The sequence below is a fragment of the Enterobacter sp. E14S genome (assembly GCF_055666685.1).
Map to the genome: position 1 here is coordinate 470,426 of NZ_JBVODQ010000001.1, position 20,839 is coordinate 491,264.

The 20,839-nt window shown below is 57.1% G+C and carries 20 protein-coding genes and 1 pseudogene; 15 read left to right on the forward strand and 6 right to left on the reverse strand.

All coding sequences use genetic code 11. From position 1 onward, the window contains the following. The first annotated feature begins 26 nt into the window (after positions 1 to 26). On the forward strand, positions 27 to 620 hold the full coding sequence (tehB, locus tag ACZ6J2_RS02240) for a tellurite resistance methyltransferase TehB (protein ID WP_127730828.1): 594 nt from the start codon (positions 27 to 29) through the stop codon (positions 618 to 620). Here tehB and pepT read toward each other — a convergent pair. Further along, a complete protein-coding gene (gene pepT, locus ACZ6J2_RS02245) occupies positions 617 to 1,846 on the reverse strand; it encodes a peptidase T (protein ID WP_249576073.1) in 1,230 nt (409 codons plus the stop codon). The two genes, tehB and pepT, sit on opposite strands and share 4 nt — an antisense overlap. Before the next feature lie 111 nt (positions 1,847 to 1,957). Here pepT and ACZ6J2_RS02250 point away from each other — a divergent pair, with 111 nt between their 5' ends. Together ACZ6J2_RS02250 and ACZ6J2_RS02255 are read left to right on the forward strand one after the other, a co-directional pair. Then, on the forward strand, positions 1,958 to 3,553 hold the full coding sequence (locus ACZ6J2_RS02250; RefSeq protein WP_471725053.1) for an ABC transporter substrate-binding protein: 1,596 nt from the start codon (positions 1,958 to 1,960) through the stop codon (positions 3,551 to 3,553). A gap of 135 nt (positions 3,554 to 3,688) precedes the next feature. Further along, positions 3,689 to 4,363 carry a DUF3313 domain-containing protein gene (locus ACZ6J2_RS02255; protein ID WP_033145514.1) on the forward strand — a complete coding sequence of 225 codons (675 nt, stop codon included), beginning with the start codon at positions 3,689 to 3,691 and terminating at the stop codon, positions 4,361 to 4,363. Between the two features lie 34 nt (positions 4,364 to 4,397). Here ACZ6J2_RS02255 and ACZ6J2_RS02260 read toward each other — a convergent pair whose 3' ends face one another. Further along, a complete protein-coding gene (locus tag ACZ6J2_RS02260) occupies positions 4,398 to 5,294 on the reverse strand; it encodes a DMT family transporter (RefSeq protein ID WP_471724659.1) in 897 nt (298 codons plus the stop codon). Positions 5,295 to 5,467: 173 nt separating this feature from the next. On the opposite strand from ACZ6J2_RS02260, the gene ACZ6J2_RS02265 reads away from it, so the two are divergent. Then, positions 5,468 to 6,340, forward strand: a complete 873-nt coding sequence (locus tag ACZ6J2_RS02265; protein WP_032657103.1) for a helix-turn-helix transcriptional regulator — start codon at positions 5,468 to 5,470, stop codon at positions 6,338 to 6,340. Here the strand turns inward: ACZ6J2_RS02265 and ACZ6J2_RS02270 are convergent. After that, complete coding sequence (locus ACZ6J2_RS02270) at positions 6,320 to 7,486, reverse strand: benzoate/H(+) symporter BenE family transporter (protein ID WP_471724660.1); 1,167 nt, start codon at positions 7,484 to 7,486, stop codon at positions 6,320 to 6,322. The two genes, ACZ6J2_RS02265 and ACZ6J2_RS02270, sit on opposite strands and share 21 nt — an antisense overlap. Positions 7,487 to 7,578: 92 nt before the next feature. Here ACZ6J2_RS02270 and ACZ6J2_RS02275 point away from each other — a divergent pair, with 92 nt between their 5' ends. Both ACZ6J2_RS02275 and ACZ6J2_RS02280 read left to right on the forward strand, forming a co-directional pair. After that, entirely contained in the window at positions 7,579 to 8,106 is a 528-nt protein-coding gene (locus tag ACZ6J2_RS02275; RefSeq protein ID WP_471724661.1) for a helix-turn-helix domain-containing protein, read from the forward strand. Between the two features lie 80 nt (positions 8,107 to 8,186). Further along, positions 8,187 to 10,151, forward strand: a complete 1,965-nt coding sequence (locus ACZ6J2_RS02280; RefSeq protein WP_471724663.1) for a peptidase U32 family protein — start codon at positions 8,187 to 8,189, stop codon at positions 10,149 to 10,151. On the opposite strand, the gene ACZ6J2_RS02285 is transcribed toward ACZ6J2_RS02280, so the two are convergent. Beyond that, positions 10,152 to 10,382, reverse strand: a complete 231-nt coding sequence (locus ACZ6J2_RS02285; protein ID WP_039262502.1) for a DUF2554 family protein — start codon at positions 10,380 to 10,382, stop codon at positions 10,152 to 10,154. A gap of 285 nt (positions 10,383 to 10,667) precedes the next feature. Here ACZ6J2_RS02285 and ACZ6J2_RS02290 point away from each other — a divergent pair, with 285 nt between their 5' ends. Next, positions 10,668 to 10,988 (forward strand): hypothetical protein, encoded by a 321-nt coding sequence (locus ACZ6J2_RS02290; protein WP_252055225.1) that lies wholly within the window; start codon positions 10,668 to 10,670, stop codon positions 10,986 to 10,988. Between the two features lie 164 nt (positions 10,989 to 11,152). Here ACZ6J2_RS02290 and ACZ6J2_RS02295 read toward each other — a convergent pair whose 3' ends face one another. Together ACZ6J2_RS02295 and ftrA are read right to left on the reverse strand one after the other, a co-directional pair. Continuing rightward, positions 11,153 to 11,689 carry a dihydrofolate reductase family protein gene (locus ACZ6J2_RS02295; RefSeq protein WP_471724664.1) on the reverse strand — a complete coding sequence of 179 codons (537 nt, stop codon included), beginning with the start codon at positions 11,687 to 11,689 and terminating at the stop codon, positions 11,153 to 11,155. A gap of 40 nt (positions 11,690 to 11,729) precedes the next feature. Next, positions 11,730 to 12,737, reverse strand: coding sequence for a transcriptional regulator FtrA (gene ftrA / locus ACZ6J2_RS02300; RefSeq protein ID WP_167819207.1), 1,008 nt, complete (start codon positions 12,735 to 12,737; stop codon positions 11,730 to 11,732). Positions 12,738 to 12,810: 73 nt separating this feature from the next. On the opposite strand from ftrA, the gene ACZ6J2_RS02305 reads away from it, so the two are divergent. From ACZ6J2_RS02305 to zinT, 8 genes and pseudogenes are all read left to right on the forward strand, one after another. Further along, the gene (locus tag ACZ6J2_RS02305) at positions 12,811 to 13,224 is read left to right on the forward strand and encodes a rhodanese-like domain-containing protein (RefSeq protein WP_471724665.1); all 414 of its coding nucleotides are present in this window, start codon (positions 12,811 to 12,813) and stop codon (positions 13,222 to 13,224) included. Between the two features lie 156 nt (positions 13,225 to 13,380). Continuing rightward, on the forward strand, positions 13,381 to 14,484 hold the full coding sequence (locus ACZ6J2_RS02310) for a cobalamin-independent methionine synthase II family protein (protein ID WP_471724666.1): 1,104 nt from the start codon (positions 13,381 to 13,383) through the stop codon (positions 14,482 to 14,484). 203 nt (positions 14,485 to 14,687) lie between these two features. Beyond that, positions 14,688 to 15,959 carry an urea ABC transporter substrate-binding protein gene (gene urtA / locus ACZ6J2_RS02315; protein ID WP_014883816.1) on the forward strand — a complete coding sequence of 424 codons (1,272 nt, stop codon included), beginning with the start codon at positions 14,688 to 14,690 and terminating at the stop codon, positions 15,957 to 15,959. Between the two features lie 22 nt (positions 15,960 to 15,981). Then, positions 15,982 to 17,556: an urea ABC transporter permease subunit UrtB gene (gene urtB, locus ACZ6J2_RS02320; RefSeq protein WP_471724667.1), complete on the forward strand. Its 1,575-nt coding sequence runs from the start codon at positions 15,982 to 15,984 to the stop codon at positions 17,554 to 17,556. Further along, positions 17,556 to 18,628: pseudogene (gene urtC / locus ACZ6J2_RS02325) on the forward strand (urea ABC transporter permease subunit UrtC). The gene urtB and the pseudogene urtC overlap by 1 nt, the downstream one beginning before the upstream one ends. Continuing rightward, positions 18,628 to 19,425, forward strand: coding sequence for an urea ABC transporter ATP-binding protein UrtD (urtD, locus tag ACZ6J2_RS02330; RefSeq protein ID WP_023311769.1), 798 nt, complete (start codon positions 18,628 to 18,630; stop codon positions 19,423 to 19,425). The pseudogene urtC and the gene urtD overlap by 1 nt, the downstream one beginning before the upstream one ends. 9 nt (positions 19,426 to 19,434) lie before the next feature. Then, positions 19,435 to 20,133 (forward strand): urea ABC transporter ATP-binding subunit UrtE, encoded by a 699-nt coding sequence (urtE, locus tag ACZ6J2_RS02335; protein ID WP_471725055.1) that lies wholly within the window; start codon positions 19,435 to 19,437, stop codon positions 20,131 to 20,133. Positions 20,134 to 20,185: 52 nt separating this feature from the next. After that, positions 20,186 to 20,827: a metal-binding protein ZinT gene (gene zinT / locus ACZ6J2_RS02340; RefSeq protein ID WP_045888408.1), complete on the forward strand. Its 642-nt coding sequence runs from the start codon at positions 20,186 to 20,188 to the stop codon at positions 20,825 to 20,827. Positions 20,828 to 20,839: the final 12 nt, after the last annotated feature.

Genomic DNA, 20,839 nt, shown 5'->3' on the forward strand with positions numbered 1-20,839 from the left:
TCACTTTATGAGAACGCAGGAAAACAATGACTGTCGATGAGAATTACTTCACAGAGAAATATGGCTTAACCCGTACCCATTCAGAAGTGCTGTACAGCGCGGAGATTGTGAAGCCCGGTAAAACGCTGGATCTGGGCTGCGGCAACGGCCGTAACAGCCTCTATCTTGCAGCTAACGGCCACGATGTCACCGCGTGGGACAAGAACCCGATGAGCATCGATAATATCGAGCGCATTAAGGCGGAAGAAGGGATCGATAACCTCCACGCGGCGATTAAAGATCTCAACAACCTGAGTTTTGACGGCGAGTACGATTTTATTCTCTCCACCGTGGTGCTGATGTTCCTGGAGGCAAAAACCATCCCGGGTCTTATCGCTAATATGCAGCGCTGCACCAGGCCTGGCGGCTACAACCTGATTGTTGCCGCGATGGACACGGTGGATTACCCGTGCACCGTCGGCTTCCCGTTTGCGTTCAGGAGCGGTGAGCTGAGCAACTACTATGAAGGCTGGGAGTTGCTCAAATACAACGAAGACGTTGGCGAACTGCACCGCACCGATGAAAACGGTAACCGCATCAGGCTGCGCTTTGCCACGATGCTGGCGCGCAAGCCCGCTTAACGGGCGGCCAGCAGGCAGATCTGCAGGGCCGTATTGTAAGACGCTTCGAACGACGACAGCGGCAGGAATTCAAACTTCGAGTGGAAGTTATGCGCCCCGGTGAAGAAGTTCGGCGTGAGTAGCCCTTTTGCCGAGAGCGCCGCGCCGTCGGTGCCGCCGCGCATCGGCGTCGGTTTCGGCGTGATGCCGAGCGATTCCATCGCCTCGAACATCAGATCGATAGCGCGCCGGTCTTCACCAATCGCATTGCTGATATTGCTGTAAGTATCTTCAATGCGATAGTCCACTCTGGCCGTCGGATATTGGGCGGCAATCAGTGCGGCCACGTCGGCAATCTGCTGCTTGCGCGCGGCAAAGCTGTCCTTGTCAAAGTCGCGGATATTGGCCTTAAGAACGGCCTCGTTCTGTCCGGCCTGAATGCCGTTAAACCAGATATAGCCTTCACGTCCCTCGGTGCACTCCGGCGTTTGCTGGCGGTCAAAATGGCTGATGTAATCAGTCGCCATCAGCAGGGGATTCACCAGCACGCCTTTGGCGGACATCGGGTGCGCCGTCACGCCGGTAAAGCGGATCTCCGCGGCGGCCGCATTAAAATTCTCGTAAACAATTTCACCCAGCTCGCAGCAGTCGATGGTCCAGGCAAAGTCGACGTCGAAGCGCTTAAGATCCAGCGCCTTGGCACCGTTCAGGCCGATCTCTTCGTCAGGCACAAACGCCACGACGATATCCCCATGCCGATGCTCCGCCGTGAGGTTTTCCAGCACCGTCATGACGACCGTGACCGCCGATTTATTATCCGCGCCCAATACGCTGGTTCCGTCGCTGAAAATAATCTCCTCATTCGGATAAGCCAGAATTTCAGGGTGCTCGTTAACCCGCAGCCAGATGTCTTTCTCTTTATTCAGACAGAGATCTTCACCGGTAAATGTTAATATTTGTGGATGAATATCCGGTGAAAGTCCCACGTCGACCGTATCAATATGGGTAATAAAGCCGATGCGCGGCGCACCGGGCACGTTGCCTTTTTTTACCGCCGTCACCGTGGCGAATTCATCAATCACAATGTCGTCTAACCCCAGCTGTGCCAGCTCCTGCGCCAGCTCGCGCGCCATGTCATGCTGGCCCGGCGTTGAGGGCAGGGTTTTGACTTTGGGATCGCTCTGGCTGGTGATCGCGAGATAGCGGAAAAAACGGTGCGTTAATTGTCTGGAAAGCGGCGAGCCCATAGTGATTTGTTCCTTATTTATTTTTCGGGTGTTTGCCACATCACTTTAATGTTATTTATGAAATGGCAAAAGAATTAATTAGCCGTCGAATTAAAAAGACAGGAATAAATGATGAAAAGCAAACTCACAACTATAACGCTGGCGCTTGCTGCACTCACGGTCAGTTCCACCGTCGCCGCGAAAACGCTGGTGTATTGCTCCGAGGGATCGCCGGAAAACTTTAATCCTCAGCTATACACCTCGGGAACCAGCGTGGACGCCAGCGCCGTACCGGTCTATAACCGGCTGGTCGATTTCAAACCCGGCACCACGGAGCTGGTGCCAAGCCTGGCGGAGCGCTGGGAGGTGAGCGACGACGGCAAGGTTTATACTTTCCATCTGCGTAAGGGCGTTAAATTCCAGAGCAATAAATCCTTCACGCCGACCCGCGACTTTAACGCCGACGACGTGATTTTCTCGTTTATGCGCCAGAAAGACGTGAATCATCCGTATCACAACGTCTCTAACGGCAGCTATTCCAACTTCGAAAGTCTGGAGTTTGGCAGCCTGATTACCGGCATTGATAAAGTTGATGACCACACCGTGCGCTTTACCCTGGCGCACCCGGAAGCGCCGTTTGTCGCCGATCTGGCATGGTATTTTGCCTCGATCCTGTCCGCGGAATATGCCGACGCGATGCTCAAAGCGGGCACGCCGGAAAAGGTGGATATGGAGCCTATAGGTACCGGGCCGTTTAAGCTGGCGCAGTATCAGAAGGATTCGCGGATCCTGTTTACGGCGTTTGCCGACTACTGGCAGGGGAAATCGAAGCTGGATCGGCTGGTGTTTAGCATCACCCCGGATGCCTCCGTGCGGTTTGCCAAAATTGAGAAGAACGAATGCCAGGTGATGCCGTTCCCGAACCCGGCGGACCTGCCGCGCATGAAGGCGAACAAAGACATCAACCTGATGAGCAAAGCCGGACTGAATACCGGTTTTCTGGCGTTCAATACCCAAAAGCCGCCGCTGGATAACGTAAAAGTCCGTCAGGCGCTGGCGATGGCCATCAATAAACCGGCCATTATTGATGCGGTTTTCCACGGCACCGGCACCGCTGCAAAGAACCTGCTGCCGCCGGGCGTCTGGAGCGCAGACAGCGAGCTTAAGGATTACGATTACGATCCTGAAAAGGCGAAAGCGCTGCTGAAAGAGGCCGGTTTTGCCAACGGCGTGAGCGTCGACCTGTGGGCGATGCCGGTGCAGCGTCCGTATAATCCGAATGCGAAACGCATGGCGGAGATGATTCAGGCCGACTGGGCGAAAATCGGCGTACAGACCAAAATCGTCACCTACGAGTGGGGCGAATACCTTAAGCGCGTGAAGGGCGGGGAACACCAGGCCGCGCTGATGGGCTGGACGACCGCAACGGGCGATCCCGACAACTTCTTTGGTCCGCTATTTACCTGTACCTCGGCAAACGGTGGCTCAAATTCGGCGAAATGGTGCTATAAGCCCTTCGATAACATTATTGTGGAAGCAAAATCAACCACCGATCGCGATAAACGCGTGGCGTTGTATAAAGAGGCTCAGCAAATGATGCATGATCAAATGCCGGCGGTGATGATTGCGCATTCAACCATTTTCGAACCGGTGCGCAAGGAGGTGACGGGCTATGAAATTGACCCGTTTGGCAAACATCTGTTCTGGCAACTGGATATAAATCAGTAATTTTTCACTGCCCGGCACGCTTCCGGGCAGTCATTTCGCAATTTGTGCTCTCCGCATCATTTTTTGTCACAACAAACCCGCCGGTCTTTTGCTATAACTTCAAATGCATACTTGCAGATAACATGGAAAACTATCATGCGTACTCAAACTTTTTTTAAAGTTGCAGTGCTTACTGGTCTGTTGGCGTTGGCGGGCTGTTCTTCAAAAGTCGCGGCTCCCGAACAATATTCTGGCTTTTTAAAAGACTATTCAGGCTTGCAGCAGACGACGTCTGCGACGGGTAAACCAACGTTGCGTTGGGTTGATCCTTCTTATAACGAAGCTAATTACGACAGTATTCTCTGGACGCCGATTACTTATTATCCTGCGCCTAAACCGACCACTCAAATTGGTCAAAAAACGCTTGATGAGCTGTTGAATTACACCAATAACAAAATGAAAACCGCTATTGGTACCCGTAAGCCAGTTGTGACCACGCCGGGTAAACACAGCCTGATTTTCCGCGGTGCAATTACCGGGGTGAGTTCGCAGAAAGAAGGTCTGCAGTTCTATGAAGTGGTGCCGGTCGCGCTGGTGGTAGCAGGTACGCAGATGGCAACCGGGCATCGCACCATGGATACGCATCTCTTCTTTGAAGGCGAACTGATCGATGCGGCCACCAACAAACCGGTCATGAAGGTGGTGCGTAAAGGCGAAGGTAAAGATCTGAACAACGAAAGTACGCCGATGACCTTTGCGACGCTGAAGCAGGTAGTTGATGACATGGCGACGGACGCCACCATGTTTGATGTGAAAAAGACCGCGAAATAAAATAAAACGGCCTGCGTAATGCAGGCCTTTTTATTTACGCCATTCGTAAGCGTCTGAACCAGGTTTCTGGTTTGGTAAACATCACCATATTTCCCCCCAGAATCAGCAATAACCCCACGATACCGTTGATATGCCAGACGTAGCCTTCATACACCGTAGAGATGGACAGCGCCACCAGCGGGAAGAGCAGCGTACTGTAGGCCGCTTTGCCCGGACCAATGCGCCCCACCAGCGTGAAGTAGGCGCCAAAGGCAATCACCGAACCAAATACAGCCAGATAGAGCAGCGCGCCAATGTAGCTAACGGTCCACTCTGGCGCGAAGCTGTCGCCTCTGAACAGGGCAATGCAGCCCATCACCAGCGTACCGTAGAGCATCGCCCAGGCGTTGGTGGTCATGGTTTCAAGTCCTCTGCGCTGGTGACGCATGCTGATCATGTTGCCCAGCGAGAAGCCGTAGGTGCCGAGCGCGGAAAGACCAATCCCGGTCAGGAGCGACGCGCTCCAGCCGCTGGCCAGCAGATCGTCCCAGAAGAGGGTGACGATCCCAGTCAGGCCCAGTGCCGCCGCCGTCCAGAAACGCGCGGGCGGGCGCTGCCCGAAGAAAATAAAGCTGTTAATGGCGTTATAGAGCACGGCCATGGAGAAGATCACCGATTCCAGCCCGGTGTTGATGTGCGAGGCTGCGGCGTAAAAACACCAGAAGTTAAAGCAGAAAACGCAGCATCCCTGGAGGATACAAAAAAGGTGATCCCGCAGCGCCAGCTTGCGCAAGCGGCGCAGGGCGATTAACACCACCATCATCGTGAGGCTGGCGACGGCGAAACGCCAGAAAATAGAGACGGGCGCCGCTACGGGACCCTGCTGCAGGAAAATCGCAATCCAGGTGGTTCCCCAGATGACCACCACCAGTCCGTATAATAATGCGTTCATATTTTTCTCTTCTCAAACCACGGAAGCCCGCAGTATGGCGCCGAGATCGGTCAGGGGCTTTCACCGGCTTGCGGTCGACTTGCAAAATCTTGCGCTTTTTTCTTTCCCGGGGGCTGGCAACGGGAGACAACTCTTCTTAGACTGATATTCCAGTCAATCACGCGCTTACGGTCATGTCTCACGCTTACGATACCTTTGAAACGCTTTGCCAACAGAATGCGGTCCTGCGGGAAACCGTCTCGCTGAATTCGGGCATTCAGCTGGCAGCGTGGTACAACAAGCACGATACGATTACGGTAAAAAGTAACCACCATACCCTTAGCCTGTACGTAGCGGATGGCTACGAAAGCTACCAAAAAACGCCGGGCGGCTGGAAGAACGGCGGGGGGCCGGACCGCTTCTGTTTGATGCCAAAAGAGAGCGAATCGACGTGGGATATCCGTGATGACCTGTCGTTTGTGCACCTCTACTGCACCGATGAACACCTGCGCGACGTGGGGGAAAAGATCTGGGACAAGCGCCCGCTTTCGCTGACGCTCGACGAGCGCATTTTTGGTAGCGATCCGAAGATCACCGCGCTGTATCGCCAGTTTTTGCTCGGCTGCGACTGGCAGCAGCACGCCAATCAGCTCACCCTGAGCACGGCCTCTACGCTGCTCCTGACCCATTTGCTGCAAAACTACTCAAACGTTCAGTGGAAGCTGCCGGTCGTCACCGGCGGGCTATCGCCATTCGTGCTGCGTAACGTGCTGGCCTTTATCGAAGAGAACCTCGGGCAACCTCTGACGCTGGCTGAACTGGCGGCGCAGGCCGCCCTCAGCGAATACCATTTTGCCCGCATGTTCCGCCAGTCGACGGGGCTGGCGCCGCATCAGTATGTGATGCAGAGACGAATGGAAAAAGCGAAGGCCCTTGTGCAGAACACGGCGACGCCGCTAACTGACATCGCCCTTGCCTGTGGGTTTAACTCCGCCAGCCACTTCAGCAACCGCTTTCGCAGCGCGACGGGCATGACGCCTTCGCAGCTACGCGCGGCGAGCGCGTGAAAACAGCGCATAGCACACGCCGCCCAGCACCAGCCCCCAGAATGCCGAACCGATCCCGAGGATCGTGACGCCGCTCGCGGTCATCAGGAACGTGACGATGGCCGCGTCGCGCTCCGCCTCGTGGCTCAGTGCCTGATATAAACTCCCGCTGATGGTGCCCAGCAGCGCCAGACCGGCGAGCGTCTGGATCCAGCTGAGCGGCAGAGCGGCCATCAGCCCGGTAATCGAACCGCCGAAAATCCCCGCCAGCAGATAAAATCCTCCGGCTGCGATGGCCGCCAGCCAGCGTTTATCGGCATCCGGATGCGCATCCGGGCTTTGACAAATAGCGGCAGTAATGGCCGCGATACAGATAGAAAAGACGCCAAAAGGGGAAAACAGCAGCGCCAGCGCTCCCGTAACGATGATGAGCGGCGAGACCGCCAGCGGGTAACCGGAAGCCTTCATCGTGGCGAACCCCGGCGCGTTTTGTGAGGCCATAGTCACCAGGAAGAAGGGCACGCCAATACTCACCAGGCTGGTGAAGGTGAACGTGGGCGCAATAATCTCGGGCATCACAAGCGAGAGCGTGAGCTTATCAGTGACAACGTCACCGCCCGCCCATGCCACGATACCGCCGACCAGCAGCGTGACCACGATGGCGTAGCGCGGTGCCAGCGCTTTTGCGATCAGCCACGCCGCAATCATGCTGCCGCACAGCAGAAAGTGACCCTCAAGGTGCGCAAACGCGTGCAGGCCAAACTGCAGCAACACGCCTGCCAGCATGGCGGCGGCAAGCGAATGGGGGATCAGCCTCATCAGACGGGCGAAGAGCCCGGTGATGCCGCAAAGTAAAATGAGCGCGTTAGCAAAGATGAACACGCCGATCGTTTCCGACAGCGTCACGCCGTGCAGACTGGTGGCGAGCAGCGCCGCGCCGGGCGTCGACCAGGCGGTTAGCACCGGCGCTTTGTACCACCAGGAAAGCGCCAGCGTGCTGACCCCCATCCCGATCCCCAGCGCGGTCATCCAGCCTGCGATCTGCTGTGCGCTGGCACCAGCCGCCGCGGCAGCCTGCCAGATGATGGCGGCCGAGCTGGCGTAACCGACCAGTACGGCGACAAATCCAGCCAGGGCGACTGGAACAAGGTGAGAGGAAGGGCGCATGAAAACTCCGTTGTGCGTTATAACGTCCGATATAAGGTAACACTGTGCGCTATAGCGTACAAGTGGTATGCTGATCGCCATCAGGAGGGACTATGGACATCACACTACACCTTGCAACAACGCTGAAAACGCTGCGCCAGGCGCGCGGCTGGAGTTTATCGAAGCTCGCGGACGAGACCGGCGTGTCAAAAGCGATGCTGGGGCAAATCGAGCGCAATGAATCCAGCCCGACGGTGTCGACGCTGTGGAAAATAGCCACCGGGCTGAACGTGCCGTTTTCCGCGTTCATCACGCCAGAGGCGGACCGGCAGGCGGTGTTTGACCCGCAGCAGCAGGCGATGGTGGTCAAACCGCTCTTTCCGTGGGACGAGACGCTCGGGTTTGATTATTTCTCCATTACCCTGGCACCCGGCGCGCTGAGTGAATCCACGCCGCACGAGGCCGGGGTGATTGAACATGTGGTGGTGGTCAGCGGCGAGCTGGATATGAAGATTGAGGGCACCTGGCAGACGATTTCTGCCGATTCGGGCGTCCGTTTCGCCGGCGATAAACCGCACGCCTACCGCAACAGCAGCGACCGGACGGTGCATTTTCACTCCCTGATTCATTATCCCCGCTGACGCTACGCAAAACTGTTTCGCTCACGCATACTTCTGACTACAATAGCCGCCATTTTGACCATAACGGATAACGACGAAGTATGCGCCTGCAATCCCATCATCTTGAACTTTTAAGCCCGGCCCGCGACGCCGCCATTGCCCGTGAAGCGATCCTTCATGGTGCTGATGCCGTCTACATTGGCGGCCCTGGCTTCGGTGCCCGCCATAACGCCAGCAACAGCCTGAGCGATATTGCTGAACTGGTGCCGTTCGCCCACCGCTTCGGGGCGAAAGTGTTCGTGACCCTGAACACCATTCTGCATGATGATGAGCTTGAGCCTGCGCAACGTCTGATTACCGATCTCTACCAGGCCGGGGTTGATGCCCTGATCGTTCAGGACATGGGCGTGCTTGAGCTGGATATTCCGCCCATTGAACTGCACGCCAGTACCCAGTGCGATATCCGCACGGTCGAGAAGGCGAAGTTTCTCTCCGACGTCGGCTTTTCACAGATCGTTCTGGCGCGCGAGCTGAACCTGAATCAGATCCGCGATATTCACCAGGCGACAGACGCGACGATTGAATTCTTTATCCACGGCGCGCTGTGCGTGGCCTATTCCGGCCAGTGCAACATTTCCCACGCCCAGACCGGCCGCAGCGCCAACCGCGGCGACTGCTCTCAGGCCTGCCGTCTGCCGTATACCCTGAAAGACGATCGGGGCCGCGTCGTGGCGTTCGAAAAACACCTGCTCTCCATGAAGGATAACGATCAGACGGCTAACCTGGGCGCGCTGATCGACGCGGGCGTGCGTTCCTTCAAGATTGAAGGGCGCTACAAAGATATGAGCTACGTAAAGAACATCACCGCGCACTATCGCCAGATGCTCGACGCCATCATCGACGATCGCGGCGACCTGGCGCGCGCGTCGGCCGGCCGCACCGAGCATTTCTTTATTCCGTCGACGGACAAAACGTTCCACCGCGGCAGCACGGACTATTTTGTGAATGCCCGTAAAGGGGATATCGGCGCGTTTGACTCACCGAAGTTCATCGGTTTACCGGTGGGTGAAGTGCTGAAAGTGGCGAAGGATCACCTTGATGTCGAAGTGACGGAACCGCTGGCGAACGGCGATGGCCTTAACGTGATGATTAAGCGTGAGGTCGTAGGCTTCCGTGCCAATACGGTCGAGAAAACCGGCGAGAACCGCTACCGCGTCTGGCCGAATGAAATGCCCGCCGATCTCTACAAGGCGCGGCCGAACGCGGCCCTTAACCGTAACCTGGATCATAACTGGCAGCAGGCGCTGCTTAAAACCTCCAGCGAGCGCCGTATCGCCGTGGATATTGAGCTGGGCGGCTGGGAAGAGCAGCTGATTCTGACCATGACCTGTGAAGACGGCATCAGCGTGACGCATACGCTCGATGGTCATTTCGAGGTAGCAAACAACGCCGAAAAAGCGCTTAACAGCCTTAAGGACGGCGTGGCGAAGCTGGGCCAGACGATCTACTACGCGCGCGCGATCGACGTGGCGCTGCCGGACGCGCTGTTCGTGCCAAACAGCCTGCTTAACCAGTTCCGCCGTGAAACGGCAGAGATGCTGGATGCCGCGCGCCTGGCGCAGTATCCGCGCGGAAGCCGTAAAGCGGAAACCGTACCTGCGCCAGTCTACCCGGACACCCATTTATCCTTCCTCGCCAACGTCTACAACCATAAAGCGCGTGAATTCTATCATCGCCACGGCGTGCAGCTGATCGACGCAGCCTATGAAGCGCATGAAGAGAAGGGCGATGTGCCGGTGATGATCACCAAGCACTGCCTGCGCTTTGCGTTTAACCTGTGTCCTAAGCAGGCGAAAGGGAACATTAAGAGCTGGAAGGCCACCCCCATGCAGCTGGTAAACGGCGATGAGGTTCTGACCCTCAAGTTCGACTGCCGTCCTTGCGAAATGCATGTGATTGGTAAGATGAAAAACCACATCTTCAAAATGCCGCAGCCCGGCAGCATCGTGGCGTCCGTCAGTCCGGACGATCTGATGAAAACGCTGCCGAAACGCAAGGGCAGCTAATTATCGAACGTGCGTGTCCGGTTTGCGCGACTTCTGCCACAGGTGGTGTTCGCGCAAACCCTCCGCCGACTCTTCCGCAGCGCTTCGCAACTCATCGCTGTCGGCTTCATGACGAAGCTGATGCGCCACATTCTTGACCCATAAATATTCGTGTCCTTTGTGCCCGGCCATAAGCTGGCCGGAAAACAGCGCACAGATAAGCATGACGAAAGATAACCCTTTTTTAATCATGGATTCACCGCTAAAAAAGAATGCGGGATAATCATGTCGATTATTTTTTAGGGTTATTATTCAAAAATTAAAATTAGCGCAAAGTAAATGTCAAATAATGTGGTTTCGGAATAGCGGTTAAGACATTTCTTAAAATTCATCTGAATGTTTGTAAAGCTCCATTTCTGGACCACAATTGGATATTTGCATTAAGGATTAATCTTATATAATAGATATCTTGGGCTAAGGAACAGGTCATTTATAAATGAAAAAATAATAGCGCTTGCGCTTCTGGCGGTTGCTGTTGTGGCCGCTGCAGGGATTCGTTATGCAGGTAATGACGAACCAGAATATATTCGTTCTGCGGAAATTCGCGTGGGTTCCTATTTAACCAGCGATTATGGTGGAGTTGCCTGCTCCAGCAAAAAAATAAACGATCGACGCTGGGAATTAGATTGTACTCATCAGGCAAGAGGAAAAACATTCCAGTTTGCGGTGTATCCCTCTGAAAAAGCACCTTATGGTGTCGCTCGCTCCTTTTATCTTGAAGCCCTTAATGACGACGCAAAACAGAGCGCTGAGCAGGGGCTTATGCGTTATTTGCAGATCAATACCCATGCAGGTTAATAAGGTTGTTTAGCGTTCGTTAAGACAACAGGTGTTAGGTTGTAAGGGATCCGCAGCCCGGCCACGGAGTGTCGGAACGTAGAGACCAAAACACAAATCTATCCATGCAAGCATTTACCGCCAGTTATTGGCGGTTTTTTTTTGCGCAGGCCGTCGCGATGGTTTTATGGCATCAGCCGATAATGTGACTGCACCAGACCCGAAGGGAAACTGCGGCTTGATACAAGCGTTAAATCGATATCCTGAGGAAGGGTTCCGAACAGCGGTTTTCCCGCTCCGAGCAGGACAGGAACGGTCGTGATCACCATATCGGCCACCAGCCCTTCGCGCAGGAACGACTGGATCACCTGTCCGCCATCGAGATAGACCCGATGAACGTTCTGCGCAGCGAGATCGTCCAGCACCTCCTTTGGCGTGCGGCAAGAGAACTGCACTTTTCCCTTCAGCGCCTCCGGCACGGGCGTACCGGCCAGCTGTCGGGAGAGCACCAGCACGGGCCGTTCATAAGGCCATGCGTCAAAGGTCAGTACCTTCTCGTAGCTACCCCGGCCCATCACGATCCACTCTTTGTCCACGATGAACGCCTCATAGCCATGATCTTCTGTGGGATCATCGCGCTGCAGCAGCCAGTCGATATCGTCATTCTGTCGGGCGATGTAGCCATCAAGACTAACCGCGATAAAAACGTGTGTAGTGACCATCAGGTGCTCCGTGTGCCAGTGTAGCCATAAAAATAACGCCTCAGCGGGCAGTACCCGGACGTGAAAATTGTTTGCGATACTGAGCCGGGGAAAGCGCGAACTGCTGGCGAAAATGATGACGCAGTGTTGATGCCTGACCAAACCCGGTCTGTTCAGCGATGCTGTCGATGCTTAACCGACTGCTTTCCAGATAATCTTTTGCTCTCAGCAGGCGTTCATTGATTAACCAGCGCGCGGGCGTCGTCCCCGTTGCCGCCTCGAAGCGACGAAGGAAGGTGCGCTGGCTCATTCCGACCCGACGCGCCAGGGAGTCGACGCTGTGCGCCTCGATAAGATGCGTGTGCAGAAAGTCAAACAGCTGGCCGAGACGCTGGCTTTCCCGCAGCTGGGCTACCGGGCGGCTCAGCTGTTGTGGCTGTGAACCATCCCGGTGAGGGGGAATGACCAGCCGACGCGCCACGCTGTTGGCGGTTTCCATGCCATAATCCCGCCGCACAACGTGCAGACAGAGATCGATTCCCGCCGCGCTGCCCGCAGACGTCAGAATATCGCCTTCGTCCTGGTAGAGCACATCCTCAACCACGTCGATGTCAGGATAACGGGCTTTAAGCGCGTCAATGTAGCGCCAGTGGGTTGTGGCTTTGCGGCCGTTCAGCAGCCCCGTAGCGGCCAGCACAAACACCCCCGAACAGATTGAGAGCAGCCGGCATCCTCGCGCGCTGGCCTGGCGTAGTGCCTCGCAGAGCGCGTCCGGAACCGGTGAATCCAGCCCCCGCCAGCCGGGAACCACAATCAGGTCCGCAGACGCAAGCAGGCTTAAATCACCATCGGTAACGATGCGGATCCCGCCTGTTGCCCGAAGTTCACCGCTGTCCACGCTCGCCACCGCAAAACGATACCATTCATCGCCCAGCTCGGGACGCGGCAGGCCGAAGATCTCCACCGCTACGCCAAACTCAAAGGTACACAGACCGTCATACGCCAGCACGACCACCTGCGGGCGGGCAATTTGTCTTAAGTTTGTCATCTTTTTGCTGTTTTCTGGCATAAGCGAACGCATTCACGGGCTGAATTTGTGGATAGAGTAGTGTTAACACAAACGCCATAGATGAGGAAGGATCATGAGCTATGTTACTGAATTTCCGGCTGCCGAGCCGCAGGAAGCCGTTACCCATTTTCTGCGCCGCCTGAGCGTTGAAACCGACTGCGCGGATGTGCATCACGCCATCGCCAATAATGAGCAGGACTTCGTGCTGCTGCACGTGGTGGGCAGCCCGGAGCAGTTTGCCCGCCGTCACGTGCCGGGCGCACTGCACCTGCCGCGGAGCCAGATGACCGCCGAGCGCATGGCCGAATGGCCTGAAGGCACGCTGTTCGTCGTTTACTGCGCAGGGCCGCACTGTAACGGCGCGGACAGAGCCGCGCTGAAGCTGGCGCGTCTCGGGCTGCCGGTCAAAATCATGCTCGGGGGGATCGCCGGATGGGAGGATGAAAAGTTCGCCTTTGCCAGCAGCGAAACCGCCGTCGCGCTGTGAAGATGAATTTTTTTCAACAGCCGTGAAATTTTCTCGTTTGCCGGAACAGGACAGGTATGACATCTTTTTTGGACATTTAGACATCCAGAAGTCTAAAGATTCAAATGATGAATTATCACTGCTGGCAATTATCGCCGGCAGACTGAGGAGATTTCCATGCAACGACAGCACGCCCCGTACCGCGCCGATGTAGTCGGCAGTTTTTTACGCCCGGATGCCATCAAAGAGGCTCGCCTGAAGTTCGCCAGCGGCGAAATTGACGCCGGACAGCTTCGCGCGGTGGAAGACGATGCCATTCGCCACGTCGTTGAGCAGCAGTGCGCGTGCGGCCTGCATGTGGTTACCGACGGTGAATTTCGCCGTGCCTGGTGGCACTTCGACTTCTTTGACGGTCTGCAGGGCGTTGAGCGTTACGATTCACAGCAGGGCATTCAGTTCAACGGGGTACAAACCAAAGCCCACGGCGTGCGCGTGACCGGCAAGCTGGGCTTTGGCGACCATCCGATGCTCGAAGATTTCCGCTACCTGAAAAGCATCAGCGGCAATGCTCAGCCGAAGATGACCATTCCCAGCCCGAGCGTGCTCCATTTCCGCGGCGGGCGTAAAGACATCGATGCGATGGTGTACCCGGATCTGAACGACTATTTCGACGATCTGGCGACCACCTGGCGCGACGCCATCCGCGCATTTTACGACGCGGGCTGCCGTTACCTTCAGCTGGACGATACCGTCTGGGCCTATCTCTGTTCGGACGATCAGCGCCGCCAGATCCGCGAGCGCGGTGATGATGCCGATGAGCTGGCACGTATCTATGCCCGCGTCCTGAACAAGGCGCTGGAAGGCAAGCCGGACGATCTGACCATCGGCCTGCACGTCTGCCGCGGTAACTTCCGTTCAACCTGGATTTCCGAAGGCGGCTATGAGCCGGTGGCGGAAGTGCTGTTCGGGACGGTCAACGTTGACGCGTTCTTCCTTGAATACGACAACGACCGCAGCGGGGATTTCGCGCCATTGCGCTTCATTCGCCCGGGCAAGCAGCAGGTGGTGCTGGGCCTGATCACCACGAAAAACGGCGAGCTGGAGAACCCGGAGGGGATTAAAGCCCGTCTGGAAGAGGCGGCGAAATACGTGGCAAAAGAGCAAATTTGCCTCAGCCCGCAGTGCGGCTTTGCCTCTACCGAAGAGGGCAACAGCCTGAGCGAAACCCAGCAGTGGGACAAAGTCCGTCTGGTCACACAGATCGCCAGCGAAGTCTGGTAAAACTTCCACCTCAGCGCTGCATTATAAAAGTGCAGCGCTGTACCATTCTGAGTCGTTCTCTTTACATCCTGCGTTCCACCGCCTGCAATAGCGCTTCCTCCATTCTGGCATCCTTTTTGCTCCTGCTTCGCTGACATCTTTATTTTCCGCGTCCACGCCGTAACGGACGTTTTCGCACAGCGTTCTTTTTCAGGAGTGAAAGTATGCAGCGTCGTACCTTATTAAAAGCCTTTGCGTTATCCGCATCCGTCGTGGCGATGGGAATGAGTTTTGGCGTGCAGGCGGCCGATACCATCAAAGTGGGGATCATGCATTCTCTTTCCGGCACCATGGCCATCTCCGAAACGCCGCTGAAAGACGTCGCGCTGATGACCATCGACGAGATCAACGCCAAAGGCGGCGTGCTGGGTAAAAAACTGGAGCCGGTGGTGGTGGATCCCGCCTCAAACTGGCCGCTGTTTGCCGAGAAGGCGCGCCAGCTGTTAAGTCAGGATAAAGTGGCGGTGGTATTCGGCTGCTGGACGTCGGTATCGCGCAAATCCGTGCTGCCGGTCTTCGAGGAGCTGAACGGTCTGCTGTTTTATCCGGTGCAGTATGAAGGCGAAGAGATGTCGCCAAACGTCTTCTATACCGGCGCCGCACCGAACCAGCAGGCCATCCCGGCGGTGGAATACCTGATGAGCGAAGATGGCGGCGCGGCGAAGCGCTTCTTCCTGCTGGGCACTGACTATGTTTACCCGCGCACCACCAACAAGATCCTGCGCGCGTTCCTGCATTCGAAAGGGGTGGAGGATAAGGACATCGAGGAGGTTTACACCCCGTTCGGTCACAGCGACTACCAGACCATCGTCGCCAACATCAAGAAATTCTCCGCGGGCGGCAAAACCGCCGTGGTGTCGACCATCAACGGCGATTCCAACGTACCGTTCTACAAAGAGCTGGCTAACCAGGGGCTGAAGGCGACCGACGTGCCGGTGGTGGCGTTCTCCGTGGGCGAAGAAGAGCTGCGCGGGATCGACACCAAACCGCTGGTCGGCAACCTCGCGGCGTGGAACTACTTTGAATCCGTGGATAACCCGACCAACCAGGCCTTCGTCGCGGATTACAAAGCCTATGCCAAAGCGCACAAGCTGCCGAACGCCGATACCGTGGTGACCAACGACCCGATGGAAGCGACTTACGTGGGGATCCATATGTGGGCGCAGGCGGTGGAAAAAGCGGGCACAACCGACGTGGATAAAGTGCGTGCGGCGATGGCCGGCCAGTCCTTTAAGGCGCCGTCAGGCTTTACGCTCACCATGGATGCCACCAACCACCATCTGCATAAGCCGGTCATGATCGGTGAAATCGAAGGCAACGGTCAGTTTAACGTGGTGTGGCAGACGGAGCAGCCGGTACGCGCCCAGCCGTGGAGCCCGTTCATCGCCGGAAACGATAAAAAGCCCGATCAGCCGATGAAAACCGCCAGCAACTAAGCCATCGCCAGGGAGAAACGTCATGAACGCCATGCGCATGTTCATCGCTCTTGTATGGCTTTCCGGACTGCTGCCAGGGATGGCGCAGGCATCGGATGCCGATCGTTTTGTTGCCGCCAGCCGCAGCCAGCAGGCGGAGTTGCTGACGCAGTGGGCCGAAGCGCCGGACGCAGCGCGGCTGCCGCTGCTGAAAGCACTGCAAAAAGAAAACCTCTATGCCGACAGTCAAAAGCACGCCTTTGCGCAGCGCAGCGGACAAATGGTCTCGCTCGGTGACGCTAAGTCGGCCGAAGGGGCAGCCAAAGCCGTTCGTTTGACCAACCGGCTGCGCGTGCTGGCCGCCACGGCCATCGCTACGCATCAGCTGGTGAGTGACAGTGTCACCGAAAGGCGGGCGGCAGCTCGTCAGCTTCAGCGGGATGCCCAGCCCGGAATGCTCGCTTTTCTGGAAAAGCGGATAAGCGATGAAACGGACGCGGTGGCGCGCCAGGCGCTTTTACTGGCGGTGGCGAATCTCCAGCTGGCCAGCCCGCAGGCAGAGGTGCGCCGCAAGGCCGTCGAGTTATTAGGACAGTCCGACGATCCGGACGTTCAGTCCAGACTCACCCCGTTCACTCAGGCGCAGACCGAGCCGGACGCCAGCGTGCGCGCCGCCGCGCAGGAGAGTCTGAGCCAGATCCAGCATCGACTGATGTGGGGCGATCTGCTGGGCCAGGCGTTTATGGGGCTTTCCCTGGGGTCGGTGCTGCTGCTGGCGGCGCTGGGGCTTGCCATCACCTACGGCCTGCTGGGCGTCATCAATATGGCGCACGGCGAGATGCTGATGCTGGGGGCGTATGCCACCTGGATGGTGCAGCAGGCAATGGCCGGGCTTGCGCCCCAGTGGCTGGCGCTCTATCCCGTTATCGCGCTTCCGGTCGCGTTCTGCCTGACGGCGGGCATCGGGATGGTGCTGGAGCGCACCGTGATCCGCCATTTGTACGGTCGTCCGCTGGAAACGCTGCTGGCAACGTGGGGGATTAGCCTGATGCTCATCCAGCTGGTGCGCATGACCTTTGGCGCCCAGAACCTGGAGGTGGCCAACCCGGCATGGCTGTCCGGCGGGGTGCAGGTTTTTGCCAACCTGACGCTGCCGTGGAACCGCATTGTGGTGCTGGGCTTCGTGCTGCTGGTGCTGTTCTTTACCTGGCTCATTCTGAATAAAACCCGTCTGGGGCTCAATGTGCGCGCGGTGACGCAGAACCGCAGCATGGCCGCCTGCTGCGGGGTACCGACAGGCCGCGTCGATATGCTGGCGTTTGGGCTTGGTTCAGGAATTGCCGGGTTAGGCGGCGTGGCGCTGTCGCAGCTCGGTAACGTCGGGCCGGAGCTGGGCCAGGGCTACATTATTGACTCCTTCCTCGTGGTCGTTCTCGGTGGCGTAGGCCAGCTGGCAGGTAGCGTGGCCGCGGCGTTTGGTCTGGGTATCTTCAATAAAATTCTTGAACCGCAGATGGGGGCGGTGCTGGGCAAGATCGTTATTCTGGTGGCGATCGTGCTGTTTATTCAAAAACGCCCTCAGGGGCTGTTTGCGCTGAAAGGGAGGGTGATTGACTGATGAGCCAGCCGCTGACCTTAACGCTGGCGCGCAAAGCGCCGCGCACAACGCAACTTGCAGGTAGTCTGCTGGTGGTGTGTCTGCTGATATTACCGTTTTTCGCCTTACTGCCTGCGACGCATCCGCTGGCGCTGTCGACCTGGATGCTGACGCTGATTGGCAAGATCCTCTGCTATGCCATCGTTGCGGTGGCGCTGGATCTGGTGTGGGGCTACGCCGGGATGCTCTCTCTTGGGCACGGTATCTTCTTCGCTCTGGGCGGCTACGCGATGGGCATGTACCTGATGCGCCAGGCTGCGGGTGACGGTCTTCCTGCGTTTATGTCGTTTCTCTCCTGGAACGAACTGCCGTGGTTCTGGTGGGGAACCCAGCATTTTGCCTGGGCGCTGGTGCTGATTGTGATGGTACCGGGCCTGCTGGCGCTGGTGTTCGGGTGGTTCGCCTTCCGCTCAAAGATCAAAGGGGTCTATTTCTCGATTATGACCCAGGCGCTGACCTATGCCGGGATGCTGCTGTTCTTTCGCAACGAAACCGGTTTTGGCGGCAATAACGGCTTTACCGGCTTCACCACGCTACTCGGGTTTTCGGTAACTGAAACGACCACCCGCATCGCGCTGTTTCTGGCGACCGTGCTGTTGCTGCTTCTGGCGTTAGGCACCGGATTTGCGCTGGCGAAGAGCAAGTTTGGCCGCATCCTGACCGCCGTTCGCGACGCCGAAAACCGCCTGACGTTTTGCGGCTACGATCGCGCGGGTTCAAGCTGCTGGTATGGACGCTCTCCGCCGTGCTGTGCGGCCTGGCGGGGGCGCTGTACGTCCCGCAGGTGGGCATTATCAACCCCGGTGAAATGTCGCCGACCAACTCGATAGAGGCGGCAATCTGGGTGGCGCTGGGCGGGCGCGGCACGCTGGTCGGTCCGGTGATTGGCGCGGCGCTGGTGAACGGGGCGAAGAGCTTCTTCACCGTCGCGATGCCGGAATACTGGCAGCTGTTTCTGGGGCTGATTTTCATCGCCGTCACGCTGTTTTTACCGCGCGGCGTCTACGGTCTGTTTCGAAAGGGAGAGAAATAATGCAGCCAGCCGAAGGGTTATTTACCCGCCAGTTGCCCGGCGATCGTTACCGTGAACAGACCGACCCGGTGCTGCAGCTTGAGGCCATTAACGTCAATTTTGACGGGTTTCAGGCCCTGACCGATCTGTCGCTGAATATCGGCGTGGGCGAGCTGCGCTGCGTGATTGGCCCCAACGGCGCCGGTAAAACCACGCTGATGGACGTCATCACCGGCAAAACGCGGCCAAAGAGCGGCAGGGCGATTTACGATCAGTCCATCGACCTGACCGCGCTGGAGCCTGCGGCCATTGCCCGCCAGGGGATCGGGCGTAAATTCCAGAAGCCCACGGTTTTTGAAGCCCTGACGGTGTGGGAAAACCTGGAGATCGCTATGAAAACCGATAAATCCGTCTGGGCGAGCCTGCGGGCAAAACTCAACGGTGAACAGCGCGACCGCATCGATGAGATGCTGGTTTTGCTGCGCCTTAGCAGCGAGCGCGACCGCCGCGCCGGGCTGCTTTCTCACGGGCAAAAACAGTTTCTGGAAATCGGTATGCTTCTGGTGCAGGACCCGCACCTGCTGCTGCTGGATGAACCGGCCGCCGGGATGACCGACGCGGAAACGGAATACACCGCCGAGCTGTTCAAAACGCTGGCGGGTAAGCACTCCCTGATGGTGGTGGAGCACGATATGGGCTTTGTTGAGACCATCGCCGACCACGTGACGGTGCTGCATCAGGGACGCGTGCTGGCGGAAGGTTCGCTTCGCGAGGTGCAGGCTAACGAGCAGGTGATTGAGGTCTATCTGGGGCGCTAAGGAGCGATGATGTTACAGGTTAACGAACTGAATCAGTATTACGGCGGCAGCCATATCCTGCGCGGCGTGAGTTTTGAGGCCGCAACCGGAGAGGTCACCTGTCTGCTGGGGCGCAACGGCGTCGGGAAAACCACGCTGCTGAAGTGTCTGATGGGGCTGATCCCGGCGAAAACCGGGGAGGTCATCTGGCAGGGTAAAAAGATCACCCACAGCAAACCGCACCTGCGGGTGCACTCTGGCGTGGCGTACGTCCCGCAGGGCCGCGAGATTTTCCCGCGCCTGACCGTGGAAGAGAATCTTCTGCTCGGGCTGTCGCGTTTTTCCGCCCGCGAGGCGAAGCAGGTTCCGGATGAGATCTGGCAGCTGTTTCCGGTGCTTAAAGAGATGAAGCACCGCCGCGGGGGCGATCTCTCCGGTGGACAGCAGCAGCAGCTGGCGATTGGTCGCGCGCTGGCGAGCCGTCCGCAGCTGTTGATTCTGGATGAGCCGACCGAAGGCATACAGCCATCGGTGATTAAAGAGATTGGCCAGGTGATCCGCACCCTGGCGAACCGAGGCGACATGGCGATCCTGCTTGTCGAACAGTTTTACGACTTTGCCGCCGAGCTGGCCGACAGCTATCTGCTGATGTCGCGCGGCACCATTATTCAGCGCGGCCGGGGTGAAAACATGGAGCAGGAGGGCGTTCGCGGATTGGTTGCGATTTAAAATGTTATAATATAACATCCGCATTCTTATAAAACGGAATGAGGGTGTTATCTTGGCTGCACATTTTGGGAAATTTGCCATGACTCTGGGGGCGCTGCTGGTCAGCGGCCAGCTGTTTGCTCACTCGCACGGCCATCAGATGACCGAAGCGGAACAGAGGGCGGCGAACGGCGTGTTTGAGGATAAGGACGTGAAGGACAGAGCGCTGTCAGACTGGGACGGGACCTGGCAGTCGGTCTATCCGTTCCTGCTGGACGGTTCGCTGGATCCGGTGTTTAAACAGAAAGCGCAGAAAGACAAAAGCAAAACCTTTGACGAGGTGAAAGCGTACTACCGCAAGGGATATGCGACGGACGTGGATGCTATCGGCATCGAAAACAACGTGATGGAATTTCATAAGGGCAAAGCGGTCAGCCGCTGTCAGTATGATTACAGCGGCTACAAAATACTGACCTACGCATCGGGCAAAAAAGGCGTTCGCTACCTGTTTGAGTGTAAGGATGCCGGCAGCAAGGCTCCGAAGTTTGTTCAGTTCAGCGACCACACCATCGCCCCGAAGGCCTCTTCGCACTTCCACATTTTCATGGGCAACACCTCCCACGAGGCGCTGCTGAAAGAGATGGATAACTGGCCGACCTATTATCCGAATGAGATGTACAAAGAGCAGGTGGTAGAGGAAATGCTGCACCACTGATGCTTTATTGCC

What these genes read in the sequence shown, in the direction of transcription:
- ACZ6J2_RS02255 (WP_033145514.1), top strand. Translation starts at nt 3,689, where the DNA reads ATGCGTACTCAAACTTTTTTTAAAGTTGCAGTGCTTACTGGTCTGTTG.
- urtE (WP_471725055.1), top strand. Translation starts at nt 19,435, where the DNA reads ATGTTACAGGTTAACGAACTGAATCAGTATTACGGCGGCAGCCATATC.
- ACZ6J2_RS02310 (WP_471724666.1), top strand. Translation starts at nt 13,381, where the DNA reads ATGCAACGACAGCACGCCCCGTACCGCGCCGATGTAGTCGGCAGTTTT.
- urtD (WP_023311769.1), top strand. Translation starts at nt 18,628, where the DNA reads ATGCAGCCAGCCGAAGGGTTATTTACCCGCCAGTTGCCCGGCGATCGT.
- ACZ6J2_RS02285 (WP_039262502.1), bottom strand. Translation starts at nt 10,382, where the DNA reads ATGATTAAAAAAGGGTTATCTTTCGTCATGCTTATCTGTGCGCTGTTT.
- pepT (WP_249576073.1), bottom strand. Translation starts at nt 1,846, where the DNA reads ATGGGCTCGCCGCTTTCCAGACAATTAACGCACCGTTTTTTCCGCTAT.
- ACZ6J2_RS02305 (WP_471724665.1), top strand. Translation starts at nt 12,811, where the DNA reads ATGAGCTATGTTACTGAATTTCCGGCTGCCGAGCCGCAGGAAGCCGTT.
- ACZ6J2_RS02250 (WP_471725053.1), top strand. Translation starts at nt 1,958, where the DNA reads ATGAAAAGCAAACTCACAACTATAACGCTGGCGCTTGCTGCACTCACG.
- ACZ6J2_RS02280 (WP_471724663.1), top strand. Translation starts at nt 8,187, where the DNA reads ATGCGCCTGCAATCCCATCATCTTGAACTTTTAAGCCCGGCCCGCGAC.
- ACZ6J2_RS02275 (WP_471724661.1), top strand. Translation starts at nt 7,579, where the DNA reads ATGGACATCACACTACACCTTGCAACAACGCTGAAAACGCTGCGCCAG.
- urtA (WP_014883816.1), top strand. Translation starts at nt 14,688, where the DNA reads ATGCAGCGTCGTACCTTATTAAAAGCCTTTGCGTTATCCGCATCCGTC.
- ACZ6J2_RS02265 (WP_032657103.1), top strand. Translation starts at nt 5,468, where the DNA reads ATGTCTCACGCTTACGATACCTTTGAAACGCTTTGCCAACAGAATGCG.
- tehB (WP_127730828.1), top strand. Translation starts at nt 27, where the DNA reads ATGACTGTCGATGAGAATTACTTCACAGAGAAATATGGCTTAACCCGT.
- ACZ6J2_RS02260 (WP_471724659.1), bottom strand. Translation starts at nt 5,294, where the DNA reads ATGAACGCATTATTATACGGACTGGTGGTGGTCATCTGGGGAACCACC.
- ACZ6J2_RS02270 (WP_471724660.1), bottom strand. Translation starts at nt 7,486, where the DNA reads ATGCGCCCTTCCTCTCACCTTGTTCCAGTCGCCCTGGCTGGATTTGTC.
- urtB (WP_471724667.1), top strand. Translation starts at nt 15,982, where the DNA reads ATGAACGCCATGCGCATGTTCATCGCTCTTGTATGGCTTTCCGGACTG.
- ACZ6J2_RS02295 (WP_471724664.1), bottom strand. Translation starts at nt 11,689, where the DNA reads ATGGTCACTACACACGTTTTTATCGCGGTTAGTCTTGATGGCTACATC.
- ftrA (WP_167819207.1), bottom strand. Translation starts at nt 12,737, where the DNA reads ATGCCAGAAAACAGCAAAAAGATGACAAACTTAAGACAAATTGCCCGC.